Here is a 23,520-nt window from a genome sequence, read left to right as displayed (position 1 = left end):
TTCACTCTCTCTCCATGTTCAGCGGGAAATGACAGGCGTACAGGTGGTTTTTGGCTCCCGTCAGACGCGGGGTTTCAATGCATTTGCGCTGTGCGTAGGGGCAGCGCGGGCCAAGACGACAGCCGATCGGCAAGGATTCCAGCAGCGGAATTGCCCCCGGCAGCGTATTCAGGCGGCTTTTGTGCGGCATCGCGCTGCCGAAATCCGGGATCGCGCGGATCAGCGCCTGGGTGTAGGGGTGATGCGGCGTCGTCACCAGATCTTCGCTCCCCGCCGTTTCCACCGTCTGGCCGCAGTACATCACGTCAATTTTGTCGGCCCACTTGCTGAGCATTTGCAGGTCGTGGCTGATCAGCAAAATAGTCGTATTGTTGTTCTGATTAAGCCGCGTCAGCAGGCGGAAAATCTGCGCCTGGGTGGTCGGCTCCATCGCGTTGGTTGGTTCGTCGGCGATCAGCAGGCGCGGCTGATTCGCCAGCGCAATCGCGATCATCACCTTCTGACACTCGCCGTCGGTCAGCTCGTAGGGGAAGCTGCGCATGGCATCTTTGTGATCTTTAATACCGACCCGGTGCAGCAGCTCGATGGCGCGGCGCTTGCGCCAGCCGAACCGTTGCCACCAGCGGCCTTTATAGGTCCAGCCGGGGATGTTCTGCATCAGCTGTTTGCCCACGCGCTCGGACGGATCGAGACAGGACTGCGGCTCCTGGAAGATCATCGACACGTTATGGCCCACCAGCTTGCGGCGCTCGCGCGGCGACAGGCGCAGCAGGTCGATATCGTCAAACCGCATACGGTCGGCGGTGACGCGCCAGTTGTCTTTGGCAACGCCGCAAATCGCTTTGGCAATCAGGCTTTTCCCCGAACCGGATTCGCCCACCAGACCGCGAATCTCGCCTTCTGCCAGGGTAATGCTGATGCGGTCGACGGCTTTTACCCAGCCTTCGCCGGTTTTAAATTCAATCGTCAGGTTGCGGATATCAAGTAACGGCATTATTCCACCCCCGCGTTAATGGCCCGGCGGATCCCGTCACCCAGCAGGTTGACGATCAGCACGCTCACCATGATGGCCGCACCCGGCAGCATTACCGTCCAGGGCGCTACGTAAATCAGCTCCAGCGCGTCGCCGAGCATCGCTCCCCATTCCGGGGAGGGCAGCTGGGCGCCCAGATCGAGGAAGCCCAGCGCCGCAATGTCCAGTATCGCCATCGACAGGGCGCGGGTGATTTCCGTCACCAGGCCCGCGGCGATGTTCGGCAGCACGGCAAACCATAAGATGTTGAACGTGGTTGCGCCGTCCAGACGGGCGGCGACCACATACTCTTTTTCCAGCTCGTCGTGAACCATGCTGTAGACCGAGCGCACCATGCGCGGCAGCAGCGCCAGCCAGACGGCAAACATCGCGTGCGACAGGTGCGGGCCAGCGAAGGCGACGACAATAATCGCCAGCAGCAGAGAGGGAATAGAGAGCAGGGTGTCCAGAATGTGGTTCATCACCGCAGAGCGCAGGCCGTGAGTACATCCGGCGAAAATCCCCAGCAGCAGGCCGCAAACGGCGGCGGCCAGCGTCACCACGAACGCGCCGCCCACCGTCGGGGCCGCGCCGCTCAGCAGGCGACTTAAGACATCGCGCCCCAGATCGTCCGTCCCGAGGAAGAAAGAAACCTCCCCGTAGCGCGACCACGAAGGCGGCAACAGCTGATAGCCGAGGAACTGCTGATCGATGCCGTACGGCGCGAACCATGAACCAAAGACACAAAGCAGCGCCAGCCCGCCGAAACCGTACAGACCGATCATCGCCGTGGTGTCACCATAGAATTTACGCCACACGGTTCGTAGCGCACCGGGCGTGCGCTTTTCACTGTAAACGCTATCGTAGGGCATACCATTCCTTATGCTTCAGCGGGTTGGCCATGGCACCCAAAATATCGGAAAGAACGTTAACAATAATAACCAGAGAGCCAATCACCATCACCCCGGCGGAGATGGCCGCGTAGTCCTGCTGGCGAATAGCGTTAATCATCCAGCGCCCCAGCCCCGGCCAGCTGAAGACCATTTCGGTGATCATCGCCAGCGTCAGCATGGTAGAAAACTGTAACCCCAGACGCGGGATCACCGGCGGCAGGGCGTTGTGCAGGACGTGACGCCGCAGGATCGTCAGGCGCGACAGGCCACGCGTCGCTGCGGCCTTGACGTAGTTCTGGTCGAACACCTCGATGGTGCTGATGCGCATCAGGCGAATCACTTCGGTGGTCGGCGCAACCGCCAGCGTCAGTACCGGCAGCACCATGTGGCGCACGGCGCTGACAATCATTTCGTGCCGCCAGGCGGAATCAGACAGCCAGGCGTCGACAATCGCAAACCCGGTCACCGTTTTGACCGTATAAAGCAGGTCGAAACGGCCCGACACCGGCAGCCAGCCGAGGGTGAGGGAGAAGAACAGGGTCAGCAGCAGCGCCAGCCAGAAGACCGGAATCGAAAAGCCGAGCAGGGCGAGGGCGCTGATAAACTTATCCTGCCACTTGTTGCGGTAGATCCCGGCAAGCATCCCCACCGGAATACCCACCATCAGGGCAAAACCAAAGGCCAGAATGCACAGCTCCATCGTGGCCGGGAAGACCTCTTTCAGCTGTTCGGAAATCAGCTGCCCGTTGATGCTGGAAACGCCAAAGTCCCAGTGCAGCACGCCGTTGAACCAGAACAGCAGGGCATCCCACAGGGACGAGCCCTGCAGCGGCGCGTGCGGGGTGAAATAGCTCAGGCTGAAGCCGACCAGGGTCAGGAAAAAGAGCGTGACCAGCAGCAGTAACAGGCGGCGCAAGGTAAAAATAATCACGGCTTTTTCACCTCTTCTTTTTCTTCACGCGATACGCCAGCAAAGGAGGCGTTACCAAACGGGCTCAGCACCAGCCCTTTAATGTCGTAGCGATAGGCCTGAAGACGCAGGGACGAAGCGAGCGGCAGCACCGGCAGCTCTCTCGCCAGAATGTTTTGCGCTTCATCGTAAGCATCGATTCGCGAGGCCAGCTGCTGCGAAGAGAGCGCCTTTTGCAGCACCGTATCAAACTCGCGGTTGCACCAGTGGGCGTAGTTGGTCTGGGAGTTAATGGCGGCGCAGCTCAGAAGCGGACGGAAGAAACTGTCCGGATCGTTACTGTCGGTCGCCCAGCCCGTCAGGGTGAGATCGTGATTCATGTCCATCAGCCGCGCCTCCTGGAAACGGCCCTCGACCGGCACAATCACCACTTTTACGCCCACCTGCGCCATATCCGCCTGTAACAGCTCCGCCGTTTTCAGCGGGCTGGGGTTCCACGCCTGAGAGCTGGTGGGCACCCACAGTTGCAGGGTCAGATTTTCAATACCCAGGGCTTTCAGCTGCTCGCGCGCTTTCGCCGGATTGTATTCCGTAACTTTAGCTTCACCGTCATACGCCCACGAGGCGCGCGGCAAAATAGAGGCGGCGGTTTCCGCCGTGCCGTAATAAATAGACTGCATCAGGCGCTGGTTATTGATCGCCAGCGCCAGCGCGTGTCGCACGGCGGGGTTATTGAGCGGCGGCTTATCGGTATTGAAAGCCAGATAGGCGATGTTCATACCCGGACGCAGCGTCAGGCGCAGGCGCGGATCGTCGCGCAAAATGGTCAGCTGGCTGGCGGCCGGCCACGCGAGCACATCGCACTCCCCGGTAAGCAATTTAGAGAGGCGACCCGTGCCGCCCGACCCCAAATCAACCACCACCTGCGGTATCAGCGGCGTGCCGCGCCAGAAGTGCTCGTGGCGTTGCAGGCGAATGTACTGCCCCGAACGGTACTCGGCCAGCTGGAACGGCCCCGTCCCGACCGGCTGTCGGTCAAGCAGCTCCTGGCGATCCCGTTTGGTCAATTGAGCCGCATATTCCGCAGACATCACCGACGCATAGTGGGTCGCAAGGTGCCATAAGAACGACGCATCCGGGCGCGTCAGGCTAAATTCGACGGTGCGGTTATCGAGCTTACGCACGCTTTTCACCGTATCGGCAAATTGCAGGCTGTCGAAATAGGGGAAGCTGCCGCCGTTCACGTTATGCCACGGATGGTTGCGGTTAAAAATGCGCTGGAAGGTAAAGACCACATCGTCCGCATTCAGCTTACGGGTGGGGGTAAACCACGGCGTATCCTGGAACGACACGTCATCGCGCAGGCGGAAGCGGTAGGTTGCGCCGTTATCCAGCACTTCCCAGCTTTCGGCAAGCTCCGGCACCAGGCGGTAGGTATAAGGATCGACATCCAGCAGGCGGTCGTAAAGCTGTGCGGCGAGGGTGTCGACAATCAGGCCGCTGCCCGCTTTTTGTGGGTTGAAGGTGTCAACTTGCCCGCTGACACAATAGACAAAGCCGCTATCGCGAATATCAGGCAGCGCGGCAGGTTCAGGCGCAGCAAACGCCGCATGGCTGAACAGGCCGAGCGCAATCAGGGACGATAAAACCAGACGCATAATTTTTAAGGTTTTTAGGTTCGATCTGCAAAGTGTATCGCACTTACGCCTGCTTCGTAAAAATGTCTGCGGGTAACTGCTGATAATGTCAGCGCATTTGATGCTTTTTGAGCAATGCCCTTAATTGATGGTAGGTCAGCCCCAGCAGTTCAGCCGCCCGTTTCTGGTTATATTTCGCCTGCTTCAGGCTCTGTTCAAGCAGCTGCTGTTCCTGATGATGCTGGAACTGGCGTAAATCAAGCGGCAGCGCGGGTGTCTCCGTCTGCGCTGGGGCTTCCAGCGTAGACGGTTCAGCGCGCTGAAAGGGATCGAGAATGATGTTATCCAGCTCGGTTTCGCTGCTGCCGTGGCGATAGACTGACCGTTCCACCACGTTTTTCAGCTCACGGATGTTCCCCGGCCAGTGATAGCCCAGCAGCGTGTCCTGCGCGTGCTCGCTAAACCCGGGAAAGAGCGGCAGCCCCAGCTCGCGGCACATCTGAATCGCAAACTGCCTGGCCAGCAGCATGATGTCGCTGCGCCGCTCGCGCAGCGGGGGGAGCTGCACCACGTCGAAGGCCAGCCTGTCCAAAAGGTCGGCGCGGAATTTGTCTTCGGCTACCATCCGGGGCAGATCCGCATTGGTGGCGCAGACCAGGCGCACGTTTACCTGTAGCGGCTGGCTGCCGCCCACGCGCTCCAGCTCGCCGTACTCAATCACGCGCAGCAGCTTTTCCTGTACCAGCATCGGGGCCGTCGCCAGCTCGTCGAGAAACAGCGTGCCGCCGTCCGCGCGTTCAAACCGTCCCGGATGGCGCTTTTGCGCGCCGGTAAAGGCCCCCGCTTCGTGACCAAACAGCTCGGAGTCGAGCAGGTTTTCGTTGAGCGCCGCGCAGTTCAGCGAGATAAACGGGCCGTCCCAGCGGCCGGACAAAAAGTGTAACCGGTTCGCGATAAGCTCTTTACCCGTGCCGCGCTCGCCGATAATCAGCACCGGCTTGTTGAGCGGCGCGAGGCGAGAAACCTGCTCCAGCACCTCTAAAAAGCTGTTTGCTTCTCCCAGCAGATTATCTTTAAATTCGGTCATAGTTAAATTCACCACTCGTTAGCGATATTCACCAGGTCAGCGTAGTGCGTAACGGCGCGAAAATCAAACGTAATGAGATAAATCAATAAGATAAAAAGTTGGCATGGGTTTTGTATTATCTGTTTAGCAGGGCATCGCCCGATAACAGAACTGTGAGGATCGAATTATGGGTATTTTTTCTCGTTTTGCCGACATCGTGAACGCCAACATCAACTCGCTGCTGGAGAAAGCGGAAGATCCGCAGAAGCTGGTGCGTCTGATGATTCAGGAAATGGAAGACACGCTGGTTGAAGTCCGTTCTACCTCTGCCCGCGCGCTGGCAGAAAAGAAACAATTAACGCGCCGCATTGAGCAGGCTACCGCCCAGCTGAACGAATGGCAGGAAAAAGCTGAGCTGGCGCTGCGCAAAGATAAAGAAGATCTGGCGCGTGCCGCGCTGATTGAAAAGCAGAAGCTGACCGATCTGGTGGCTACGCTGGAACATGAAGTGACGCTGGTGGATGACACCCTGACGCGCATGAAAAAAGAGATTGGCGAGCTGGAAAACAAACTCAGCGAAACCCGCGCCCGTCAGCAGGCGTTGTCACTGCGCCACCAGGCGGCAAGCTCGTCACGCGACGTGCGTCGTCAGCTGGACAGCGGCAAGCTGGATGAAGCGATGGCCCGCTTCGAATCGTTCGAGCGCCGCATCGACCATATGGAAGCCGAAGCGGAGAGCCACAGCATTGGCAAGCAAAAAACGCTGGATCAGCAGTTTGCCGACCTGAAAGCGGACGATGAAATTAGCGAGCAGCTGGCCGCGCTTAAAGCCAAAATGAAGCAAGACAACCAATAATAAAGTGGGCGGCATCCGCGGGTGCCGCCACGCATCAAAAGACAAGGAGTACACATGAGCGCGCTTTTTCTGGCAATTCCCCTGACCATTTTCGTGCTGTTCGTGTTGCCGATCTGGTTATGGCTGCATTACAGCAACCGTTCTTCACGCGGTGAACTTTCCCAGAGTGAACAACAGCGTCTGGTGCAGCTTTCCGACGAGGCAACCAAAATGCGCGAACGTATTCAGGCTCTGGAAGCCATCCTTGATGCAGAACATCCAAACTGGAGGGACCGTTAATGGCCGGACTTAACCTGAATAAAAAGCTGTGGCGTATCCCACAGCAGGGCATGGTGCGCGGCGTGTGCGCTGGCCTGGCCCACTATCTGGACGTGCCGGTGAAGCTGGTGCGCGTGGTGACGGTGCTGTCGATTTTCTTCGGTCTGGCCTTCTTCACCCTGGTGGCCTATATCGTTCTATCCTTCGTGCTCGACCCGATGCCGGAAGGGGAACTGGCTGCGGAAAATGCGCCGACCTCCGGAGATTTGCTCAACGCCGTCGATGCGCAACTGGCGGCGGGTGAAAAGCGTCTTCGTGAGATGGAGCGCTATGTCACCTCCGACACCTTTACGTTACGCAGCCGTTTTCGTCAGCTATAAGAGGAACGCGAATGAATCACTCCTGGCAGCAGGCGGGTCAAAAGGTTAAGCCTGGCCTGAAAATCGCAGGGAAGCTGGTATTGCTTACCGCTCTACGCTATGGCCCGGCAGGGGTTGCCGGCTGGGCGGTGAAATCCGTTGCCCGCAAGCCTGTGAGAATGCTGCTGGCAGTGGCGCTGGAACCGATGCTCAGAAAACTGGCGGGACGCCTTTCGGGCAAACTGAAATAGCCATTCGACGACACGCCTGCGCGCGTGTCGTTTTGCTTTCCGCTTTTATTCCTTTCATATTGTCCCCATGTATATTTCTAAGAACTAAAACGCCTTCAGGCAAAAAGGACGGCGATGAAGCGACTTAAAAACGAACTCAATTCTCTGGTCAACCGCGGCGTTGACCGCCATTTACGCCTTGCGGTGACCGGCCTTAGCCGCAGCGGCAAGACGGCCTTTATCACGGCGATGGTCAATCAGCTATTAAATTTGCATTCCGGCGCGCGCCTGCCGCTGCTGAGCGCGGTGCGGGAAGAACGTCTGCTGGGCGTGAAGCGCGTTCCCCAGCGGGACTTTGGCATTCCGCGCTTTACCTATGACGAGGGGCTGGCGCAGCTGTACGGCACGCCTCCCGCCTGGCCGACGCCCACGCGCGGCGTGAGCGAGATCCGCCTCGCGCTGCGTTTTCGGTCTAACGACTCCCTGATGCGTCACTTCAAGGACACCTCAACGCTCTATCTTGAAATCGTCGATTACCCCGGCGAGTGGCTGCTCGATTTACCGATGCTGGCGCAGGACTACCTGAGCTGGTCGCGGCAGATGACCGGGCTGCTACAGGGGCAGCGGGCGGAGTGGTCGGCGAAATGGCGGCAGCTCTGCGAGGGGTTAGATCCGCTTGCCCCTGCCGATGAAAACCGTCTGGCGCTCATTGCCGAAGCCTGGACCGATTACCTGCATCAGTGTAAGCGGGAAGGGCTGCACTTTATTCAGCCGGGGCGTTTTGTCTTGCCGGGCGATCTGGCGGGCGCGCCCGCGCTCCAGTTTTTCCCGTGGCCTGACGTGGACGCCGGTGGGGAATCTAAGCTGGCGCAGGCCGATAAGCACACCAATGCGGGCATGCTGCGCGAGCGCTACAGCTACTACTGCGAGAAGGTGGTGAAGGGCTTTTATAAAAACCACTTTTTACGTTTTGACCGCCAGATCGTGCTGGTGGATTGCCTTCAGCCGCTCAACAGCGGGCCGCAGGCGTTCAACGATATGCGCCTTGCCCTGACCCAGCTGATGCAAAGCTTCCACTACGGGCAGCGCACGCTGTTTCGTCGTCTGTTCGCCCCGGTGATCGACAAGCTGCTGTTTGCCGCCACCAAAGCCGACCACGTAACGCTCGATCAGCACGCCAACATGGTGTCGCTGTTGCAGCAGCTGGTGCAGGACGCGTGGCAGAACGCGGCGTTCGAGGGCATCAGCATGGACTGCCTGGGGCTGGCCTCGGTGCAGGCGACCCAGAGCGGCCTGATTGAGGTGAACGGGGAGAAGATCCCGGCGCTGCGGGGAAACCGCCTGAGCGATGGCGAGCCGCTGACCGTCTATCCGGGCGAAGTGCCCGCCCGCCTTCCGGGTCAGGCCTTCTGGCAAAACCAGGGCTTCCAGTTTGAGGATTTCCGCCCGCAGGCGATGAACGTTGACCAGCCGCTGCCGCATATTCGCCTTGATGCGGCGCTGGAGTTTTTGATTGGAGATAAGTTGCGATGACGGAACCCTTAAAACCGCGCATTGATTTTACCGGCCAGCTTGAGCAGGAGCCGCGCGATGCGTTCAGGGCGGCACAGACCTTTAGCGGCCCGCAGGCGGATAACTTCGCCCCGGCGCTGGCGGATGAACCGCTGGTGGAAGAGGGGCAGGCCGAGGCGGTTGTTGAAGCGGCGCTGCGTCCGAAGCGCAGCCTGTGGCGCAGAATGGTGACCGCCGGGCTGGCGCTGTTTGGCATCAGCGTGGTCGGGCAGGGCGTGCAGTGGGGAATGAACGCCTGGCAAACCCAGGACTGGGTAGCGCTGGGCGGCTGTGCGGCGGGGGCGCTGATTATCGGCGCGGGCGTTGGCTCGCTGGCGACCGAATGGCGACGCCTCTGGCGCTTACGCCAGCGTGCCCACGAGCGCGACGAGGCGCGGGATTTGCTGCAAAGCCACGCCACCGGAAAAGGGCGCGCGTTTTGTGAAAAACTCGCCAGCCAGGCCGGGCTTGACCAGTCTCATCCGGCGCTCCAGCGCTGGTACGCGGCTATCCACGAAACCCAGAATGACCGGGAAGTGGTTGCGCTGTATGCCCATATGGTTCAGCCGGTGCTGGACGCTCAGGCGCGTCGGGAGATTAGCCGCTCCGCTGCGGAATCAACGCTGATGATTGCCGTCAGCCCACTGGCGCTGGTGGACATGGCCTTTATCGCCTGGCGTAACCTGCGCCTGATCAACCGCATCGCTACCCTGTACGGCATCGAACTGGGCTATTACAGCCGCCTGCGCCTGTTCCGCCTGGTGCTGCTGAACATCGCGTTTGCCGGGGCCAGCGAACTGGTGCGTGAGGTGGGGATGGACTGGATGTCGCAGGATCTGGCGGCGCGTCTTTCCGCGCGAGCCGCTCAGGGGCTGGGCGCAGGGCTGCTGACCGCGAGACTGGGAATTAAGGCGATGGAGATTTGTCGACCTCTGCCGTGGATCGACGGCGACAAGCCGCGTCTGGGGGATTTCCGCCGCGAGCTGATAGGCCAGCTTAAGGACACGCTGAACAAAAAAGGCTAAATTCACGCCGCCCGCGTCCAATAAACCAACAGGCTGTCAATATTTGTTGACAGCCATCTTCCGGATCCCCGCATTCTGACATATCATTTTCATGTTAATGGCTTAAACGGTGAATTATCCATGCGTCTGGAAGTCTTTTGTGAAGACCGACTCGGTCTTACCCGCGAGTTACTCGATCTGCTTGTTTTGCGTAGCATTGATTTACGTGGCATTGAGATCGATCCCGTCGGGCTAATTTACCTCAATTTTGCCGAAATTGAATTCAACACATTCAGTAGTCTGATGGCTGAAATCCGCCGTATCGCTGGCGTTACGGATGTCAGAACCATCCCCTGGATGCCCTCCGAGCGCGAGCACCTGGCGCTGAGCGCGCTGCTCGAATCGATGCCGGAGCCGTTCCTGTCTCTGGATCTGAAAAGTAAGATTGAACGCGTCAACCTGGCGAGCTGCCAGCTGTTTGCCCAGAGCCAGGAAAAGCTGCGCAACCATCAGGCGGCCCAGCTGATCCCCGGCTTCAACTTCCAGCGCTGGCTCGACAGCAACCCGCAAAACACCCACAGCGAGCATGTCGTTATTAACGGGCAGAACTTCCTGATGGAAATTACCCCAGTCCACCTGAAAGGGGAAAACGACGCCCGGGTGCTGACCGGGGCGGTCGTCATGCTGCGTTCAACCGTGCGCATGGGCCGTCAGCTGCAAAACCTCTCCAGCCAGGACGTCGGGGCGTTTAGCCAGATTATCGCCGTCAGCCCGAAAATGCGTCACGTGGTCGATCAGGCGCGCAAGCTGGCGAACTTAACCGCGCCGCTGCTTATTACGGGTGATACCGGCACCGGGAAAGATCTGCTGGCCCACGCCGTCCATCTTGCCGGCCCGCGTGCGGCGAAGCCTTATCTGGCGCTGAACTGCGCCTCTATTCCGGAAGATGCGGTCGAAAGCGAGCTGTTTGGCCACGCGCCGGAAGGTAAAAAGGGCTTTTTCGAGCAGGCGAACGGCGGCTCGGTGCTGCTGGACGAAATCGGCGAAATGTCGCCACGGATGCAGGCGAAGCTGCTGCGTTTCCTGAACGACGGGACCTTCCGCCGGGTCGGGGAAGATCATGAAGTGCACGTAGATGTGCGCGTGATTTGCGCCACCCAGAAGAACCTGGTGGAGCTGGTGCAGAAGGGCGTGTTCCGTGAAGATCTCTATTATCGCCTCAACGTGCTGACCCTCAATATCCCGCCGCTGCGCGACTGTCCGCAGGACATCATGCCGCTGACCGAGCTGTTCGTGGCGCGCTTTGCCGACGAGCAGGGCGTTCCGCGTCCGAAACTGTCCGCCGACCTGGGCACCATGTTGACCCGCTACGGCTGGCCGGGGAATATTCGCCAGCTCAAAAACGCCGTCTACCGCGCCCTGACGCAGCTTGAAGGCTACGAGCTTCGCCCTCAGGATATCCTGTTGCCGGATTACGATGCCGGAACGGTGTCGGTCGGGGAAGAGGCGATGGAAGGATCGCTTGACGATATCACCAGCCGCTTCGAACGTTCGGTGCTGACGCAGCTTTATCGCAGCTATCCGAGCACCCGCAAGCTGGCTAAACGTCTGGGCGTGTCGCATACGGCGATTGCCAACAAGCTGCGCGAATACGGCCTGAATCAGAAGAAGGGCGAGGAGTAAGTCCTTTCCGGCAGAAAAACAAAACCCCGCTCGCTGGCGGGGTTTTCATATAAACAGAAATAAATCCTTTTATTTCATTGCCTTGCTAAGCGTTAAAAGCCCGGTTACGCTTTCAGTACGTCGAGTGCAGCCGTGTAGTCTGGCTCGGTGGTGATTTCGTTAACCAGTTCGCTGAAAACAACGTTGTCGTTTTCATCAAGTACCAGCACCGCGCGAGCGGCCAGGCCTTTCAGCGCGCCTTCCGCGATGCCTACGCCGTATTTCTCAAGGAAATCCGGGTTACGCAGCGTGGAAAGGGTAATGACGTTGCTCAGCCCTTCTGCGCCGCAGAAACGAGACTGGGCAAACGGCAGGTCGGCAGAAATGCACAGCACAACGGTGTTGTCCATCTCAGTGGCCAGCTGGTTGAATTTACGCACGGACGCGGCGCATACGCCGGTATCGATGCTTGGGAAAATGTTCAGCACTTTACGTTTGCCAGCAAACTGGCCCAGCGTGACGTCAGACAGATCTTTAGCCACCAGAGTGAACGCCTGCGCTTTGCTACCTGCCTGCGGAATTGAACCTGCAACAGCAACCGGGTTGCCCTGGAAATGAACGAGTTGTGACATAGATATCTTCCTGTTTACATATAGTTAACGTCGGGGCTAGTGTATGCCAACAGCGGATAACACGGCAAACCAATTTTATTCCCTCACCGGGCCGCAAGGAGTACGTCAATGAGAAGCGTGAAAGTCTACGAAGAAGCCTGGCCGCTGCATTCCCCGTTCGTTATTTCTCGCGGCAGCCGCAGCGAAGCCTGCGTGGTGGTGGTCGAGATCGAAGAGGACGGGGTGAAGGGGACCGGCGAATGCACGCCGTATCCGCGCTACGGGGAGAGCCTGGCCTCGGTGATGGCGCAGGTGATGACCCTCGTACCCGCGTTACAGCAGGGGCTGACCCGCGACGCGCTACAGCAGCGTTTAGCTCCGGGCGCCGCGCGTAACGCCATTGACTGCGCGCTCTGGAGCCTGGAGTCCGCGAAGCAGCAGCGCGCGCTGCCTGCGCTTCTGGATGTCTCGCTGCCGCAGAGGGTGGTGACCGCGCAAACGGTAGTGATTGGCGAGCCGGAACAGATGGCCGCCAGCGCGAAGGCGCTTTATGACGCGGGAGCAACCCTGTTAAAAGTGAAGCTCGACGATCGCCTGATCAGCGAGCGCATGGTCGCTATTCGCTCGGCGGTGCCTGACGCCACGCTGATTGTCGATGCTAACGAATCCTGGCACAGCGAAGGGCTGGCGGCGCGCTGCCAGCTGCTGGCCGATCTGGACGTGGCGATGCTGGAACAGCCGCTTCCGGCCAAAGACGATGCCGCGCTGACCAACTTTATCCACCCCCTGCCGATTTGCGCCGACGAAAGCTGCCACACCCGCGAGAGCCTTGCCGGGTTAAAGGGGCGCTATGAGATGGTGAATATCAAGCTTGATAAAACGGGCGGCCTCACGGAGGCGCTGGCGCTGGCGCACGAGGCAAAAGCGCAGGGGTTTGCGCTGATGCTCGGCTGTATGCTGTGTACGTCGCGGGCAATTAACGCCGCGCTACCGCTGGTCAACGAGGTCAGTTTTGCCGATCTGGACGGGCCGACGTGGCTGGCGGTGGATGTCTCGCCAGCCCTGCATTTCACGACCGGCACGCTTCATCTCTGAGGCTGCCAGCGCAGCAGCCCGACCATCGCCTTGAGGTATTTCTCGCTCGCTTCGTCGGAGGAGATGGGCGGGAACTCTGCGGTGATGCAGTGTAACCCTAAATCGGCGCACCAGCTTCCGAAGGAGCCGGGGGTTTCGTAGCCCACGCTGGTGACCAGCGGCAGGGCAAATTCATCCGCCAGCCACTGGCCGAGCGCGGTGTGGCGCGTATCTTCAATGCATGCCAGCGGGTCGTGGAACGACACGACCCACGCCGGATGCAGTCGGTGGATCAGGTGACACAGCGCCTGGGTTTCAGGCTCTGAGCCTGGCTTATCGCCCGTCAGCAGCACCACGTCACGCTCCTGCGCCGAGCTGTTCCAGCGATACACCGTTTCCCCGGCGCGCCAGTTTGCCGCCGGGAAATTGCGGTTCAGATCGATTCCCCGCGCGTTTGCCCGCAGCCCCAGCTGACACCCGTCCGGGTTCACGGTCAGGATCACGTGATGTTTCCGCAGCTCCGGCGCAAGCGTGCGCAGCGCGCAGGAGAGGGTGACGATTGACGAGTTTTCATCCCCGTGGGTGCCCGCAATAATCAAACCGCTGTTGCGATCGGCTTCAGGCGCCGGAAACCAGATCAGCGGCGCGCCCAGAAACGAGCGGCCATAGTGTTCGGTCCCGGGCGGAAACGCGCCACGTTCCGTTCTTGGTCGGGTGAGTGACATAGGAAATCCTGATGAAGAAGAGTCTACTGGCAGTGTTGTGCAAAACTCGCGGTTAATCAAATAGTTTCCATGTACCGGGAAAATTGCCGGATATCAACTTTCCGATGCAAGACATTTGCATTTCTTCGTGTCGAAACAAATAATTACGCATCTGTCTGTTACCTGACCTCTTAAGGGGATCTCATGAAGCATCCTGTTTCGCTGCTCTGTTCTGCGCTTTGGCTGTGCGGACTCTCTTCACTCTCTTTCGCCGCCGATATCCCAAAGGGGACGGTTCTGGCGCAAAAGCAGGAACTGGTTCGCCATATTAAAGACGAACCCGCTTCGCTCGATCCGGCCAAAGCCGTGGGGTTGCCTGAAATCCAGGTGATCCGCGATCTGTTTGAAGGGCTGGTGAATCAGAATGAGAAGGGCGAGCTGACCCCCGGTGTCGCCACCCGCTGGCAAAGTAACGATAACCGCGTCTGGACGTTTACCCTGCGCGATAACGCAAAGTGGTCTGACGGCACGCCGGTAACGGCACAGGATTTCGTCTACAGCTGGCAGCGCCTGGTCGATCCAAAAACCACCTCGCCGTTTGCCTGGTTTGCCGCGCTGGCGGGGATCGGCAACGCGCAGGCGATTATCGACGGTAAAGCCGCGCCGGACACGCTCGGCGTGACCGCCGTGGATGCGAAAACCCTGCGCGTTCAGCTTGATAAACCGCTGCCGTGGTTTGCCAACCTGACGGCGAGCTTTGCGTTTTATCCGGTGCAGAAAGCGAACGTTGAAAGCGGTAAGGAGTGGACCCGTCAGGGGGCGCTGGTGGGCAACGGGGCGTACGTGCTGAAAGACCGCGTGGTCAACGAAAAGCTGGTGGTCGAGCCCAACGTCAATTACTGGGATAACGCCAACACGGTGCTGAAAAAAGTCACCTTCGTGCCGATTAACCAGGAGTCCAATGCGACTAAACGCTATCTGGCCGGGGACATTGATATCACCGAATCTTTCCCGAAAAACATGTACCAGAAGCTGAAGAAGGACATTCCTGGGCAGGTCTACACGCCGCCTCAGCTCGGTACCTATTATTACGCGTTTAATACTCAGAAAGGGCCAACCGCCGATTCACGCGTGCGTCTGGCGCTGAGCATGACCATCGATCGCCGCATCATGGCGGATAAAGTGTTAGGGACGGGTGAGAAACCGGCGTGGCACTTTACGCCTGACGTGACGGCGGGCTTTACGCCAGAGGCCTCCGTGTTCGAGCAAATGTCCCAGCAGGAGCTGAACGCTCAGGCGAAGATGCTGCTCCAGGCGGCGGGCTACGGTCCACAGCGTCCGCTGAAGCTGACCCTGCTGTACAACACGTCTGAAAATCACCAGAAGATCGCCATTGCGGTGGCGTCTATGTGGAAGAAAAATCTGGGCGTGGACGTCAAGCTGCAAAACCAGGAGTGGAAAACCTATATCGACAGCCGCAACACCGGGAATTTCGACGTGATCCGCGCCTCCTGGGTGGGGGACTACAACGAGCCGTCGACCTTCCTGTCGCTGCTGACCTCGACCCACAGCGGCAACATTTCGCGCTTCAACGATCCGGCCTATGACAAGATCATCAATCAGGCCTCAACGGAAACAACCGCAAAGGCGCGTAACGACGATTACAACAAAGCCGAGAAGATCCTCGCTGAAAAAGCGCCTATCGCGCCGATTTATCAGTACACCAACGGGCGTCTGATCAAGCCGTGGGTGAAGGGCTACCCGATCAATAACCCGGAAGACGTGGCCTATAGCCGCACGATGTATATTGAGAAGCACTGATGCGTCAACGCGACGCGGATAAGCTGAGGTCAACGCTTTCTGGTGCTTGCCCGCACCTGTAACGCTGACGGCAATTCAATGGATTTGTCCGTTGAATTGCCCGTCAGAAGATCGAGCAACGTTTGTCCTGCAAGCGTTCCGGTTTCACTCCACGGGAACTCGACGGCGGTCAGCGCCGGCGAGCAAACCGCCGCTAGAGTCCCCCCGCTTAAGCTTGCTAATGCCAGAGTGTCAGGCACTTTCAGCCCCTCACCGTGACAGGCCATAATACAGCCGCAGGCAATTTCATCAGATGTACACACCAGCGCATCCAGCTCAGGCCAGGTGATACGAATATCCCCCAGCAGATTCAAACCCGTGGTAATGCCAGCGGGCAGGTGAGAGGTCACCACGCGATGGGGAGAGTGGTTAACGGAGAGCATGGCGCTGTTCCAGCCGCTCAGCACCTGACGAAACATAATGTTATTGGAGGCGGTGCAGAGCAGGCCGATATTTTTATAGCCGGACTGCGCAAGCAGGGTGACCAGCTTTTTGATGGCCGCAGCGTAGTCAACGCCGATGCTGATCCAGCTGGCATCGCGATTGATCGCGCCGATCTCCACCACCGGCACCCCGGTGTTGATTAACATCTGCGAACAGCTGCTGATGTTATCGATATTGAACTGAACGATGGCCGCCGGGTTGTAGGCGAGCATTTGCGCAAAGGCTTTTTCCTCACTTTGCCCCCCCTGGCCGGACTCAATAAACATCATGCTGTAGCCCTGGGTCGCGAGCACGGTTTGCAGCGTTTCGGAAACCGCAATAAAGCCCGGGGAGGAGAAAGAGGGCACCACACCCATGACCAGGCTGGAGTCGGCAGAGGCAAGGTTGCGGGCCTGCAAGTTTGGTACATAGCCCAGCTCGCTCACCGCGGCTTCGATGCGGGTGCGCAGTTCAGGATTCACTTTTTCAGGCATACGTAACGCGCGGGAGACCGTCATGGTGCTAACGCCGACCAGTTTTGCCACTTCGGCAAGCGTTATTTTACCCGTGTTTTTCCTGCGTTTTTCTCTCGCACTCTCGTCCGCATGTAACGTCTGCACTGATATCCTCCTTCAGCCTGTCTGGGCAACCATTGTAAATGATGTTTCGCATTTTGCGCATTGCCCAACTGCAAAGTAATCATCAGTATGGTAAATAAAGTTAGCGGTAACAAGAATTTTAACATTATAGCCATGTTAGCGCTAACTTTGAGAGGGGGATCACGGTAAGCCACGAAAACATTCCACTATAGTAGACCCACTTTCAACGCTATCGGGGTATTTATGATTACAACCTGGTTACCTGCGGAAAATATCCAGATTGTGGATTCAGTCAGCGACTGGAAACAGGCCATTACCTTATCGGCACAGCCCTTACTGGCGAAAGAAGCAATTACTCAAGATTATATTTCTGCCATTTTTAACAGCCATCTTGAACTCGGCCCTTATTATGTTTTAGCGCCGGGTCTGGCGATGCCGCATGCGCGTCCGGAGCAGGGTGCAATTAAAAACGGACTTTCGCTTTTACACATTAAAGAAGGGGTCTCTTTCGACGCGCGGGAGAATGACCCTATTTACGTTGTGATTATGCTTTGCGCGCTATCAGGGGATGAACATATTACTATGATCACCGCACTGGCAGACATTTTTAGCGATGATGACCGCCTCTCGGCGCTGCTAAAGGCATCATCACTGGAATCAATTCAGGCAGTTATCGACGGGAAATGAGGTAGAGATGAAAAAGGTTCTGATTGTATGCGGTAACGGTTTAGGCAGCAGCTTTATTGTTGAAATGAACGTAAAAAAAATCCTCAACGATCTCAATATAGAGGCCGAGGTATCTCATACCGATCTAACGTCGGCAAAAAGCGAAACTGCCGACATTATTCTTAGCGCAAAAGATATTGCTGAACATCTTTCCAGCCATTCAGCAAGGGTATTTGGTTTATCGAATTTGCTGGATAACAATAAAATCAAAGAAATTCTCCTGGAAAATCTCTGATTAATTATTTGCGGCCTTACGGAGTCATTCTATGCTGCACTTTATTATTCACGATGTATTAGGTACACCCGCAATACTGGTCGGTCTGTTCTCTATGATTGGCCTGTTATTGCAGAAAAAAGCCTTCTCCGATGTTATTTCAGGAACCCTCAAAACGATTATGGGTTTTGTGATTTTGACGTCCGGTGCAGCGATTGTGGCGACCACGTTAACCACGTTCAGCCAGCTCTTTGAGCACTCCTTCCATATTCAGGGAGTCGTGCCGAATACCGACGCCATGGCGGCGCTGGCGCAGAAAAACTACGGTACCGCGACGGCGATGATCATGGTGCTGGGCATGCTGTTCAACATTGTTCTCGCCCGCATCACGCCGCTGAAATACATCTTCCTGACGGGACACCACACGCTGTATATGTCGGCGATGCTGGCGGTTATCCTTTCTGTTGGCGGCCTGTCGCCGTTTTGGGTGGTGCTGGTTGGGGCCGTCATTCTGGGCATCATGATGGTGGTTTCTCCGGCCATTCTGCAACCCTTCACCCGTAAGATAACGGGCACGGATGACCTGGCGCTGGGCCATTTTGGTTCAACCGGCTATCTGCTGTCGGCGCTGGTGGGGAAAGTGGTCGGTAAAGGCAGCCCGTCGATTGAAGAGCTGAAAGTACCGAAATCCCTCAACTTCCTGCGTGACTCTTCGGTCGCCATCTCGCTGACGATGATGATCCTGTTCGTGATTCTGGTTTTGATAGCGGGAAAAACCTTTGTTGAGACCAGCATCAGCGGCGGGCAGAACTTCATTATCTTCGCCATCATTCAGTCGCTGACCTTCGCGGCAGGGGTGTGGATCATTCTGGCGGGCGTGCGGATGATCATTGCCGAAATCGTTCCGGCCTTTAAGGGCATCGCGGACAAGCTGGTGAAAGACGCGAAACCGGCGCTCGACTGCCCAACCGTTTTTCCCTTCGCGCCAAACGCGGTGATTGTCGGCTTCCTGTCGAGCTTCGCCGCCGGTCTGGTGAGCATGTTCCTCTGCCCGCTGTTTGGTCTGAGCGTCATCGTGCCGGGTCTGGTGCCGCACTTCTTCTGCGGCGCGACGGCAGGGGTCTACGGCAATATCTGCGGCGGACGCCGCGGTGCGGTGATAGGCGCGTTCGCGCAGGGTCTGTTGATCTCATTCCTGCCTGCCATTTTGCTGCCCCTGATGGGCGACCTGGGCTTTGCATCCACCACCTTTGGCGATGCGGACTTCGGCGTGGTGGGCATCATTCTTGGGCATGTCGTATCACTTTTTAATTAATTGAATTTTTGGAGGTTAAGTATGGCGGCGAAATTTTCCCCCTCGTTGATGTGTATGGATTTAACGCAGTTCAGAGAACAAATTACGGCAATGAACGATCGGGCTGATTTTTATCACGTCGATATCATGGACGGCAGCTACGTGAAGAACATTACGCTGTCACCGTTCTTTATCGAGAACCTGAAGAAAATCACCGATGTGCCGATTGACGTGCATCTGATGGTCAATCACCCGGAAGATATTATTCCGATGTGCATTGAGGCCGGTGCCGATATCATCAGCTTCCATCCGGAGACCGCGAATAACAAAATTTTCCGTCTGCTGAATCAGATCAAAGACGCGGGTCGTCGCTGTGGCGTGGTGCTAAACCCTGCTACCCCGGCGGAGGCCATTAAAGAGTACGCGCACCTGCTGGATAAAGTGACCGTCATGTCGGTCGATCCCGGCTACGCAGGGCAGAAATTTATACCTGAATCGCTCAACAAAATCAGACAGCTGATTGCAATGCGCGAGGAGCATGGCTACCACTATCTGACTGAGATCGACGGCTCCTGCAATGAAAAAACGTTCAATGTCATTTCGCAGTCCGGCGTTGACGTCTTTATTGTCGGCACGTCGGGCCTTTTTTCCCTCGCGGAAAACGTCAGCGAGGCCTGGGATAAAATGGTCGATATTTACCAGCGTGAAGTCGCTGCCTGAATTGCAGCGCGCTCAACCGTATTAAGCCATCACGATGGGCACTGCGTCTATTTAACCGGTCTGTCTCATTGCTCTCGTACATGACGGGTACGGTTGAGGGTGCTGTTCCTCTTTTATTATCAGGGTGATATGTATTTGCGCCTTGATAATTAACCCTGATTTTATTTTATCACAGGTGAATCATGGATATTTCGGGTGTACTGAATGTAAGAAACATCAAATTAAATATGGCGGCGAAAACAAAGGAAGAGGCCATTGAAGAATTAACCGATTTATTGGTGCAGGATGGCGCCGTTAATAATAAAGCCGATTTTTTGAAAGACGTCTGGCTGCGCGAGGAGCTGGATTCAACCGGATTTGAAAATCATATCGCCATCCCGCACGGCAAATCCTCCGGCGTGGCGCGTACGGCACTGGCCATCGGGCGCACTCAGCATGATATTCCGTGGGAAACGATGGACGGCAGCGATGTCCGCTGTATTATTTTATTTGCGGTGTGCTTGGTCGATCAGAATGCAACCCATATCCGGCTGCTGGCCCAGGTGTCCGGCTCGCTGGCAGACGAGGAGATTATTGAAAAATTACTGCAAGAAAACGATCCACAAAGAATTATCGACCTGTTAAATGCTGAAAGTGAAGGCGCTGGCGTCTAAAGACATTATCGCTTCCGTAATTACGTGACTATTATATAAAAAAAGGTGAAAAATATGAATATTGTCGGGATTACCGCCTGTACGGTAGGGATTGCTCACACCTACATTGCGCAAAAGAAAATTGAAACTGCTGCAAAGAAAGCGGGGCATAATGTCAAAATTGAAACGCAGGGTACCATCGGTATTGAAAACGCATTAACCGCCGATGAAATAGCCCAGGCCGATATCGTTTTATTAGCTGCTGATGTAAAGGTCACGGGTGAAGAAAGATTCGCCGGGAAGAAAGTCGTCAGGGTGCCAACGGAAATGGCGGTTAAATCGCCCAATAAACTCATTGAGAAACTCGCTGAGTTAGCCAATTCATAATAGTAAACGTGATTGTCCTGTCTAAAATAAAGGGCGTATTTATGAATATAAAAGAAATATGAAAAGCAGCGAATCCTAAAGGACATCTGCTGACGGCAATCTCATTCTTGATCCCTGTGGTCTGCGGTGCCGGGTTTATTATTGCCATCGGGATGGGCATGGGCGGGACGGTTCAGGACGCGTTAGTGCAGGGGCAGTTCGATCTGTGGCAAGCCCTCGCCACCATGGGCGCGAAGGCCCTTGGGCTTTTACCCGTCGTGATAGCAATCGGGATATCCGGGTCGATCGCGGGCAAACCCGGCATTGCGCCAGGTTTTGTTGTCGGCCTGGCGGCAAACGCCATTAGCGCCGGATTTATCGGCGGCATGATTGGCGGCTACCTTTCCGGGTATATCGCGCTTGCCATTGTTAAAAACGTGAAGGTTCCCGCCTGGGCGCGCGGTTTAATGCCCACCTTAATTGTTCCCTTTTTTGCCTCCATTATCAGTGCGCTGATCATGGTGTATATCATCGGTACGCCTATCAGTATTTTCACCGATGCGCTGACCTCTTTCCTGAGAAGTATGGGGACCTCCTCTAACCTGGTGTTGGGCGCTGTGATTGGCGCATTGTGTATCGTCGATTTTGGCGGCCCGATCAACAAAACCTGCTTTGCGTTCGTGTTGACGCTTCAGGCGCAGGGGATAAATGAGCCGATTACGGCCCTTCAGCTGGTTAACACCGCTACGCCTATTGGACTCGGGCTGGCATTCTTCGTTGCTAAACTGATGCGCAAAAATATCTATAACAACGAAGAGATCGAAATGCTGAAATCTGCGGTGCCAATGGGGGTTGTCAATATTGTCGAGGGATCTATCCCTATCGTGATGAACGATATCGTTCGCGGCATTGCCGCCGCTGCAATAGGTGGAGCCTGCGGCGGGGCAATCACCATGGTGTACGGCGCGGACGCAACGGTACCCTTCGGTGGTGTATTGATGATCCCAACCATGTCACATCCGATGGCCGGTATCATGGCGTTGTTGGTGAATATCCTCGTTACCGCGACCGTCTATGCGGTCATCAAAAAAGATGTTCCGCGCGACGTCATTATCAAGGACGAGCCGGAAGAGGAAGATATTAATTTAGATGACATCAAAATTGGCTAAGCGCCACGAAAAAAAGCCCGTCAGAGAACGGGCGAAATAAGCAAATGATTTATTGATTCGCTACCCATCGTAACGGTGGGTAGCGGCGGCTATTTTACGTGTCTGCGCCGCCGGGGTGTACCTGACAAATTCGGTAGGTGAAACAAGGGATTAAACGTGCGTCACGGTGCTTCGATGGTTGGATAGAGGGTGTTTTCAAGATAAGCAACGAAATACCAGATTTCACCGCTAAATATAAACCACAGGCCAAAAATAATTAGGCATATAATTATTAAGATGAGTATTAATTCCGTCTTTCCCATTGCTGGTTACTACCCACCTCAATCTTTTTATTCAAGGTGGGCATTGTAGCGGGGCTTTACTCAATTAACCAGTTTCACGCCGCCAGCACCTGGTTACGACCGTTATTTTTGGCGCGATAGAGCGCATCGTCCACGCGTTTGAAGAGTTCGTCGAGAGTCTCATCCTGGTTATGCCGCGCCACCCCGATGCTCACCGTAAAACGCGGCAGGCCGGGGATTGTGATGCGCGCAACGGCGGCGCGAATGTTCTCTGCTATCTGCATCGCCGCGTCCAGCGGCGTGCGCGGCAGCAAAATCACGAACTCCTCGCCGCCCCAGCGAAAAACATAATCATCTTTACGGCTACAGGCTTCCAGCGTGCGGGAGAGGGAAATCAGCACCTCGTCGCCCTTCAGGTGACCAAACACGTCGTTAATGTTTTTGAAACGATCGGTATCCACCAGCAGCAGGCTGAACTGCTGCTGGACGGGCTTATGCGAAGGATCGGTCTGCTCGGTAATCTGATAGAACTGACGGCGATTGAGCAGCCCGGTCATGGCATCGCGCAGGGCGGCATGTTCCAGCTCCTGCTCAAGGCGTTTCTGTTCGGTAATATCATGAATAATGCACAGCATCAGCTTATCGCCGTAAATTTCAATCGGCCCGGCGTAGGTCTGAACGTGGCGGGTGGAACCATCCGCCAGACGATGGACAAAGTTGAGCGGCTTGTGGCCGCCGGGCAGGGAGGCGATCTCGGTCATCACCGGCAGAATATCCCGGCCGAGGGTGTTGATCTCCCAGGTGTGCCTGCTGCACATGCCGTCGTGGTCATAACCGTAGAAACTGAGCGCGGCCCTGTTCGCGTCAACAATCTGCCCGTCGCGGGCGGGATCGATTAGCAGCATCGGGGCGCTGTTGGTCAGAAAGAAGCGGGCGAAAAACCCCTGTTTTTTACGCTGATAGGTGGCAGAGCGGCTGGCCTTCAGGCCGGAGGGCGTCTGATGGGCGAGCCCCTCGAACACAATAAGGTCACCATGCGGATCGCACTGGGTCAGGGTTAAACGGCAGCTCATGGTAGCCTCCTGCCCGTCGCGCCAGACCGTCCAGATTTCGATAATTTCCTGACAGCTCTTCAAATCCGGAACGTACATGGACAGTACCGACTGAGCGTTTGCCGAGAAGGTGCCCTTGCGCATCTCATTCACCGTTTTATCACGCATCATGCCGGTTGCGGCTGCATTCGCGAATATAAGTTGTTCCGAGACAGGTGAAATTAGCCAGACCGGCGTTCTAACAAAATTCAGTGCATCGAAGCAAAATTGCGACATAGAAAATTCCTGTTCATCGGCACGCTGTGCCTGACGATCGCGACGGAAATAACGCGCGTGGGCTCCTTTGAAACATACTCT

At 56.6% G+C, this 23,520-nt stretch carries 26 protein-coding genes; 16 read left to right on the top strand and 10 right to left on the bottom strand.

Annotation, left to right across the window (positions count from 1 at the left end; all coding sequences use genetic code 11):
• Position 1 precedes the first annotated feature (1 nt).
• The 5 genes from sapD to pspF form a co-directional block, all read right to left on the bottom strand.
• Positions 2–994, bottom strand: a complete 993-nt coding sequence (gene sapD, locus ACSVHP_RS04630) for a peptide ABC transporter ATP-binding protein SapD (protein WP_447551133.1) — start codon at positions 992–994, stop codon at positions 2–4.
• Positions 994–1,884 carry a putrescine export ABC transporter permease SapC gene (sapC, locus tag ACSVHP_RS04625; protein ID WP_447551132.1) on the bottom strand — a complete coding sequence of 297 codons (891 nt, stop codon included), beginning with the start codon at positions 1,882–1,884 and terminating at the stop codon, positions 994–996. The genes sapD and sapC overlap by 1 nt, the downstream gene beginning before the upstream one ends.
• On the bottom strand, positions 1,871–2,836 hold the full coding sequence (sapB, locus tag ACSVHP_RS04620; RefSeq protein WP_447551131.1) for a putrescine export ABC transporter permease SapB: 966 nt from the start codon (positions 2,834–2,836) through the stop codon (positions 1,871–1,873). Before sapB ends, sapC begins: the two co-directional genes overlap by 14 nt.
• Positions 2,833–4,473 carry an ABC transporter substrate-binding protein SapA gene (sapA, locus tag ACSVHP_RS04615; protein ID WP_447551130.1) on the bottom strand — a complete coding sequence of 547 codons (1,641 nt, stop codon included), beginning with the start codon at positions 4,471–4,473 and terminating at the stop codon, positions 2,833–2,835. Before sapA ends, sapB begins: the two co-directional genes overlap by 4 nt.
• Positions 4,474–4,561: 88 nt before the next feature.
• Positions 4,562–5,539 carry a phage shock protein operon transcriptional activator gene (pspF, locus tag ACSVHP_RS04610; protein WP_417312962.1) on the bottom strand — a complete coding sequence of 326 codons (978 nt, stop codon included), beginning with the start codon at positions 5,537–5,539 and terminating at the stop codon, positions 4,562–4,564.
• Positions 5,540–5,705: 166 nt separating this feature from the next.
• Here pspF and pspA point away from each other — a divergent pair, with 166 nt between their 5' ends.
• From pspA to tyrR, 7 genes are all read left to right on the top strand, one after another.
• Entirely contained in the window at positions 5,706–6,374 is a 669-nt protein-coding gene (gene pspA / locus ACSVHP_RS04605) for a phage shock protein PspA (RefSeq protein WP_447551129.1), read from the top strand.
• A 54-nt stretch (positions 6,375–6,428) separates the two neighbouring features.
• Positions 6,429–6,653: an envelope stress response membrane protein PspB gene (gene pspB, locus ACSVHP_RS04600; RefSeq protein ID WP_234672187.1), complete on the top strand. Its 225-nt coding sequence runs from the start codon at positions 6,429–6,431 to the stop codon at positions 6,651–6,653.
• The gene (gene pspC / locus ACSVHP_RS04595; RefSeq protein WP_234672189.1) at positions 6,653–7,012 is read left to right on the top strand and encodes an envelope stress response membrane protein PspC; all 360 of its coding nucleotides are present in this window, start codon (positions 6,653–6,655) and stop codon (positions 7,010–7,012) included. The genes pspB and pspC overlap by 1 nt, the downstream gene beginning before the upstream one ends.
• Before the next feature lie 11 nt (positions 7,013–7,023).
• Entirely contained in the window at positions 7,024–7,242 is a 219-nt protein-coding gene (gene pspD / locus ACSVHP_RS04590) for a phage shock protein PspD (RefSeq protein WP_234672190.1), read from the top strand.
• Between the two features lie 114 nt (positions 7,243–7,356).
• Entirely contained in the window at positions 7,357–8,754 is a 1,398-nt protein-coding gene (locus ACSVHP_RS04585) for a YcjX family GTP-binding protein (protein WP_234672192.1), read from the top strand.
• A complete protein-coding gene (locus ACSVHP_RS04580; RefSeq protein ID WP_417312959.1) occupies positions 8,751–9,797 on the top strand; it encodes a TIGR01620 family protein in 1,047 nt (348 codons plus the stop codon). The genes ACSVHP_RS04585 and ACSVHP_RS04580 overlap by 4 nt, the downstream gene beginning before the upstream one ends.
• Positions 9,798–9,917: 120 nt before the next feature.
• The gene (tyrR, locus tag ACSVHP_RS04575) at positions 9,918–11,459 is read left to right on the top strand and encodes a transcriptional regulator TyrR (RefSeq protein WP_417312957.1); all 1,542 of its coding nucleotides are present in this window, start codon (positions 9,918–9,920) and stop codon (positions 11,457–11,459) included.
• Between the two features lie 104 nt (positions 11,460–11,563).
• Here the strand turns inward: tyrR and tpx are convergent, their stop codons facing one another.
• A complete protein-coding gene (gene tpx / locus ACSVHP_RS04570; RefSeq protein ID WP_234672198.1) occupies positions 11,564–12,070 on the bottom strand; it encodes a thiol peroxidase in 507 nt (168 codons plus the stop codon).
• 108 nt (positions 12,071–12,178) lie between these two features.
• Here tpx and ycjG point away from each other — a divergent pair, with 108 nt between their 5' ends.
• On the top strand, positions 12,179–13,144 hold the full coding sequence (gene ycjG, locus ACSVHP_RS04565) for an L-Ala-D/L-Glu epimerase (RefSeq protein WP_447551128.1): 966 nt from the start codon (positions 12,179–12,181) through the stop codon (positions 13,142–13,144).
• Here the strand turns inward: ycjG and mpaA are convergent.
• On the bottom strand, positions 13,135–13,848 hold the full coding sequence (gene mpaA / locus ACSVHP_RS04560) for a murein tripeptide amidase MpaA (RefSeq protein ID WP_447551127.1): 714 nt from the start codon (positions 13,846–13,848) through the stop codon (positions 13,135–13,137). The genes ycjG and mpaA overlap by 10 nt on opposite strands.
• Before the next feature lie 183 nt (positions 13,849–14,031).
• On the opposite strand from mpaA, the gene ACSVHP_RS04555 reads away from it, so the two are divergent.
• The gene (locus tag ACSVHP_RS04555; RefSeq protein ID WP_447551126.1) at positions 14,032–15,648 is read left to right on the top strand and encodes a peptide ABC transporter substrate-binding protein; all 1,617 of its coding nucleotides are present in this window, start codon (positions 14,032–14,034) and stop codon (positions 15,646–15,648) included.
• Positions 15,649–15,677: 29 nt separating this feature from the next.
• On the opposite strand, the gene ACSVHP_RS04550 is transcribed toward ACSVHP_RS04555, so the two are convergent.
• Positions 15,678–16,730, bottom strand: coding sequence for a LacI family DNA-binding transcriptional regulator (locus ACSVHP_RS04550; RefSeq protein WP_234672206.1), 1,053 nt, complete (start codon positions 16,728–16,730; stop codon positions 15,678–15,680).
• Positions 16,731–16,952: 222 nt separating this feature from the next.
• Here ACSVHP_RS04550 and ACSVHP_RS04545 point away from each other — a divergent pair, with 222 nt between their 5' ends.
• The 7 genes from ACSVHP_RS04545 to ACSVHP_RS04515 all read left to right on the top strand — a co-directional run bounded on the left by ACSVHP_RS04545 (position 16,953) and on the right by ACSVHP_RS04515 (position 21,830).
• On the top strand, positions 16,953–17,396 hold the full coding sequence (locus tag ACSVHP_RS04545) for a PTS sugar transporter subunit IIA (RefSeq protein WP_447551125.1): 444 nt from the start codon (positions 16,953–16,955) through the stop codon (positions 17,394–17,396).
• Between the two features lie 7 nt (positions 17,397–17,403).
• On the top strand, positions 17,404–17,670 hold the full coding sequence (locus tag ACSVHP_RS04540; protein ID WP_417313278.1) for a PTS sugar transporter subunit IIB: 267 nt from the start codon (positions 17,404–17,406) through the stop codon (positions 17,668–17,670).
• A 31-nt stretch (positions 17,671–17,701) separates the two neighbouring features.
• Positions 17,702–18,964 carry a PTS ascorbate transporter subunit IIC gene (locus ACSVHP_RS04535; RefSeq protein WP_234672212.1) on the top strand — a complete coding sequence of 421 codons (1,263 nt, stop codon included), beginning with the start codon at positions 17,702–17,704 and terminating at the stop codon, positions 18,962–18,964.
• Between the two features lie 21 nt (positions 18,965–18,985).
• Positions 18,986–19,663, top strand: coding sequence for a D-allulose 6-phosphate 3-epimerase (alsE, locus tag ACSVHP_RS04530; protein ID WP_234672215.1), 678 nt, complete (start codon positions 18,986–18,988; stop codon positions 19,661–19,663).
• Between the two features lie 182 nt (positions 19,664–19,845).
• On the top strand, positions 19,846–20,316 hold the full coding sequence (locus ACSVHP_RS04525; protein ID WP_447551124.1) for a PTS sugar transporter subunit IIA: 471 nt from the start codon (positions 19,846–19,848) through the stop codon (positions 20,314–20,316).
• A gap of 54 nt (positions 20,317–20,370) precedes the next feature.
• Positions 20,371–20,682 (top strand): PTS fructose transporter subunit IIB, encoded by a 312-nt coding sequence (locus tag ACSVHP_RS04520; protein ID WP_447551123.1) that lies wholly within the window; start codon positions 20,371–20,373, stop codon positions 20,680–20,682.
• Positions 20,683–20,768: 86 nt separating this feature from the next.
• Positions 20,769–21,830, top strand: coding sequence for a PTS fructose transporter subunit IIC (locus ACSVHP_RS04515; RefSeq protein WP_447551254.1), 1,062 nt, complete (start codon positions 20,769–20,771; stop codon positions 21,828–21,830).
• Between the two features lie 161 nt (positions 21,831–21,991).
• Here the strand turns inward: ACSVHP_RS04515 and ACSVHP_RS04510 are convergent, their stop codons facing one another.
• Positions 21,992–22,132: an Ecr family regulatory small membrane protein gene (locus tag ACSVHP_RS04510; protein ID WP_234672231.1), complete on the bottom strand. Its 141-nt coding sequence runs from the start codon at positions 22,130–22,132 to the stop codon at positions 21,992–21,994.
• Positions 22,133–22,206: 74 nt separating this feature from the next.
• Positions 22,207–23,439, bottom strand: a complete 1,233-nt coding sequence (locus ACSVHP_RS04505) for a GGDEF domain-containing protein (RefSeq protein WP_447551122.1) — start codon at positions 23,437–23,439, stop codon at positions 22,207–22,209.
• Between the last annotated feature and the right edge of the window lie 81 nt (positions 23,440–23,520).

The sequence above is a fragment of the Enterobacter sp. 186315 genome, assembly GCF_053290175.1.
Note: the sequence above shows the minus strand (reverse complement) of the source record. Positions and strands in the feature narration are given on the sequence as shown.

Coding starts and splice junctions, on each gene's coding strand:
- ACSVHP_RS04580 (WP_417312959.1), top strand. CDS start 8,751: ATGACGGAACCCTTAAAACCGCGCATTGATTTTACCGGCCAGCTTGAG.
- tpx (WP_234672198.1), bottom strand. CDS start 12,070: ATGTCACAACTCGTTCATTTCCAGGGCAACCCGGTTGCTGTTGCAGGT.
- pspB (WP_234672187.1), top strand. CDS start 6,429: ATGAGCGCGCTTTTTCTGGCAATTCCCCTGACCATTTTCGTGCTGTTC.
- pspF (WP_417312962.1), bottom strand. CDS start 5,539: ATGACCGAATTTAAAGATAATCTGCTGGGAGAAGCAAACAGCTTTTTA.
- ACSVHP_RS04585 (WP_234672192.1), top strand. CDS start 7,357: ATGAAGCGACTTAAAAACGAACTCAATTCTCTGGTCAACCGCGGCGTT.
- ACSVHP_RS04525 (WP_447551124.1), top strand. CDS start 19,846: ATGGATATTTCGGGTGTACTGAATGTAAGAAACATCAAATTAAATATG.
- ycjG (WP_447551128.1), top strand. CDS start 12,179: ATGAGAAGCGTGAAAGTCTACGAAGAAGCCTGGCCGCTGCATTCCCCG.
- ACSVHP_RS04535 (WP_234672212.1), top strand. CDS start 17,702: ATGCTGCACTTTATTATTCACGATGTATTAGGTACACCCGCAATACTG.
- ACSVHP_RS04545 (WP_447551125.1), top strand. CDS start 16,953: ATGATTACAACCTGGTTACCTGCGGAAAATATCCAGATTGTGGATTCA.
- ACSVHP_RS04505 (WP_447551122.1), bottom strand. CDS start 23,439: ATGTCGCAATTTTGCTTCGATGCACTGAATTTTGTTAGAACGCCGGTC.
- tyrR (WP_417312957.1), top strand. CDS start 9,918: ATGCGTCTGGAAGTCTTTTGTGAAGACCGACTCGGTCTTACCCGCGAG.
- mpaA (WP_447551127.1), bottom strand. CDS start 13,848: ATGTCACTCACCCGACCAAGAACGGAACGTGGCGCGTTTCCGCCCGGG.
- alsE (WP_234672215.1), top strand. CDS start 18,986: ATGGCGGCGAAATTTTCCCCCTCGTTGATGTGTATGGATTTAACGCAG.
- pspD (WP_234672190.1), top strand. CDS start 7,024: ATGAATCACTCCTGGCAGCAGGCGGGTCAAAAGGTTAAGCCTGGCCTG.
- ACSVHP_RS04520 (WP_447551123.1), top strand. CDS start 20,371: ATGAATATTGTCGGGATTACCGCCTGTACGGTAGGGATTGCTCACACC.
- ACSVHP_RS04555 (WP_447551126.1), top strand. CDS start 14,032: ATGAAGCATCCTGTTTCGCTGCTCTGTTCTGCGCTTTGGCTGTGCGGA.
- sapD (WP_447551133.1), bottom strand. CDS start 994: ATGCCGTTACTTGATATCCGCAACCTGACGATTGAATTTAAAACCGGC.
- ACSVHP_RS04540 (WP_417313278.1), top strand. CDS start 17,404: ATGAAAAAGGTTCTGATTGTATGCGGTAACGGTTTAGGCAGCAGCTTT.
- sapA (WP_447551130.1), bottom strand. CDS start 4,473: ATGCGTCTGGTTTTATCGTCCCTGATTGCGCTCGGCCTGTTCAGCCAT.
- sapC (WP_447551132.1), bottom strand. CDS start 1,884: ATGCCCTACGATAGCGTTTACAGTGAAAAGCGCACGCCCGGTGCGCTA.
- pspA (WP_447551129.1), top strand. CDS start 5,706: ATGGGTATTTTTTCTCGTTTTGCCGACATCGTGAACGCCAACATCAAC.
- ACSVHP_RS04510 (WP_234672231.1), bottom strand. CDS start 22,132: ATGGGAAAGACGGAATTAATACTCATCTTAATAATTATATGCCTAATT.
- pspC (WP_234672189.1), top strand. CDS start 6,653: ATGGCCGGACTTAACCTGAATAAAAAGCTGTGGCGTATCCCACAGCAG.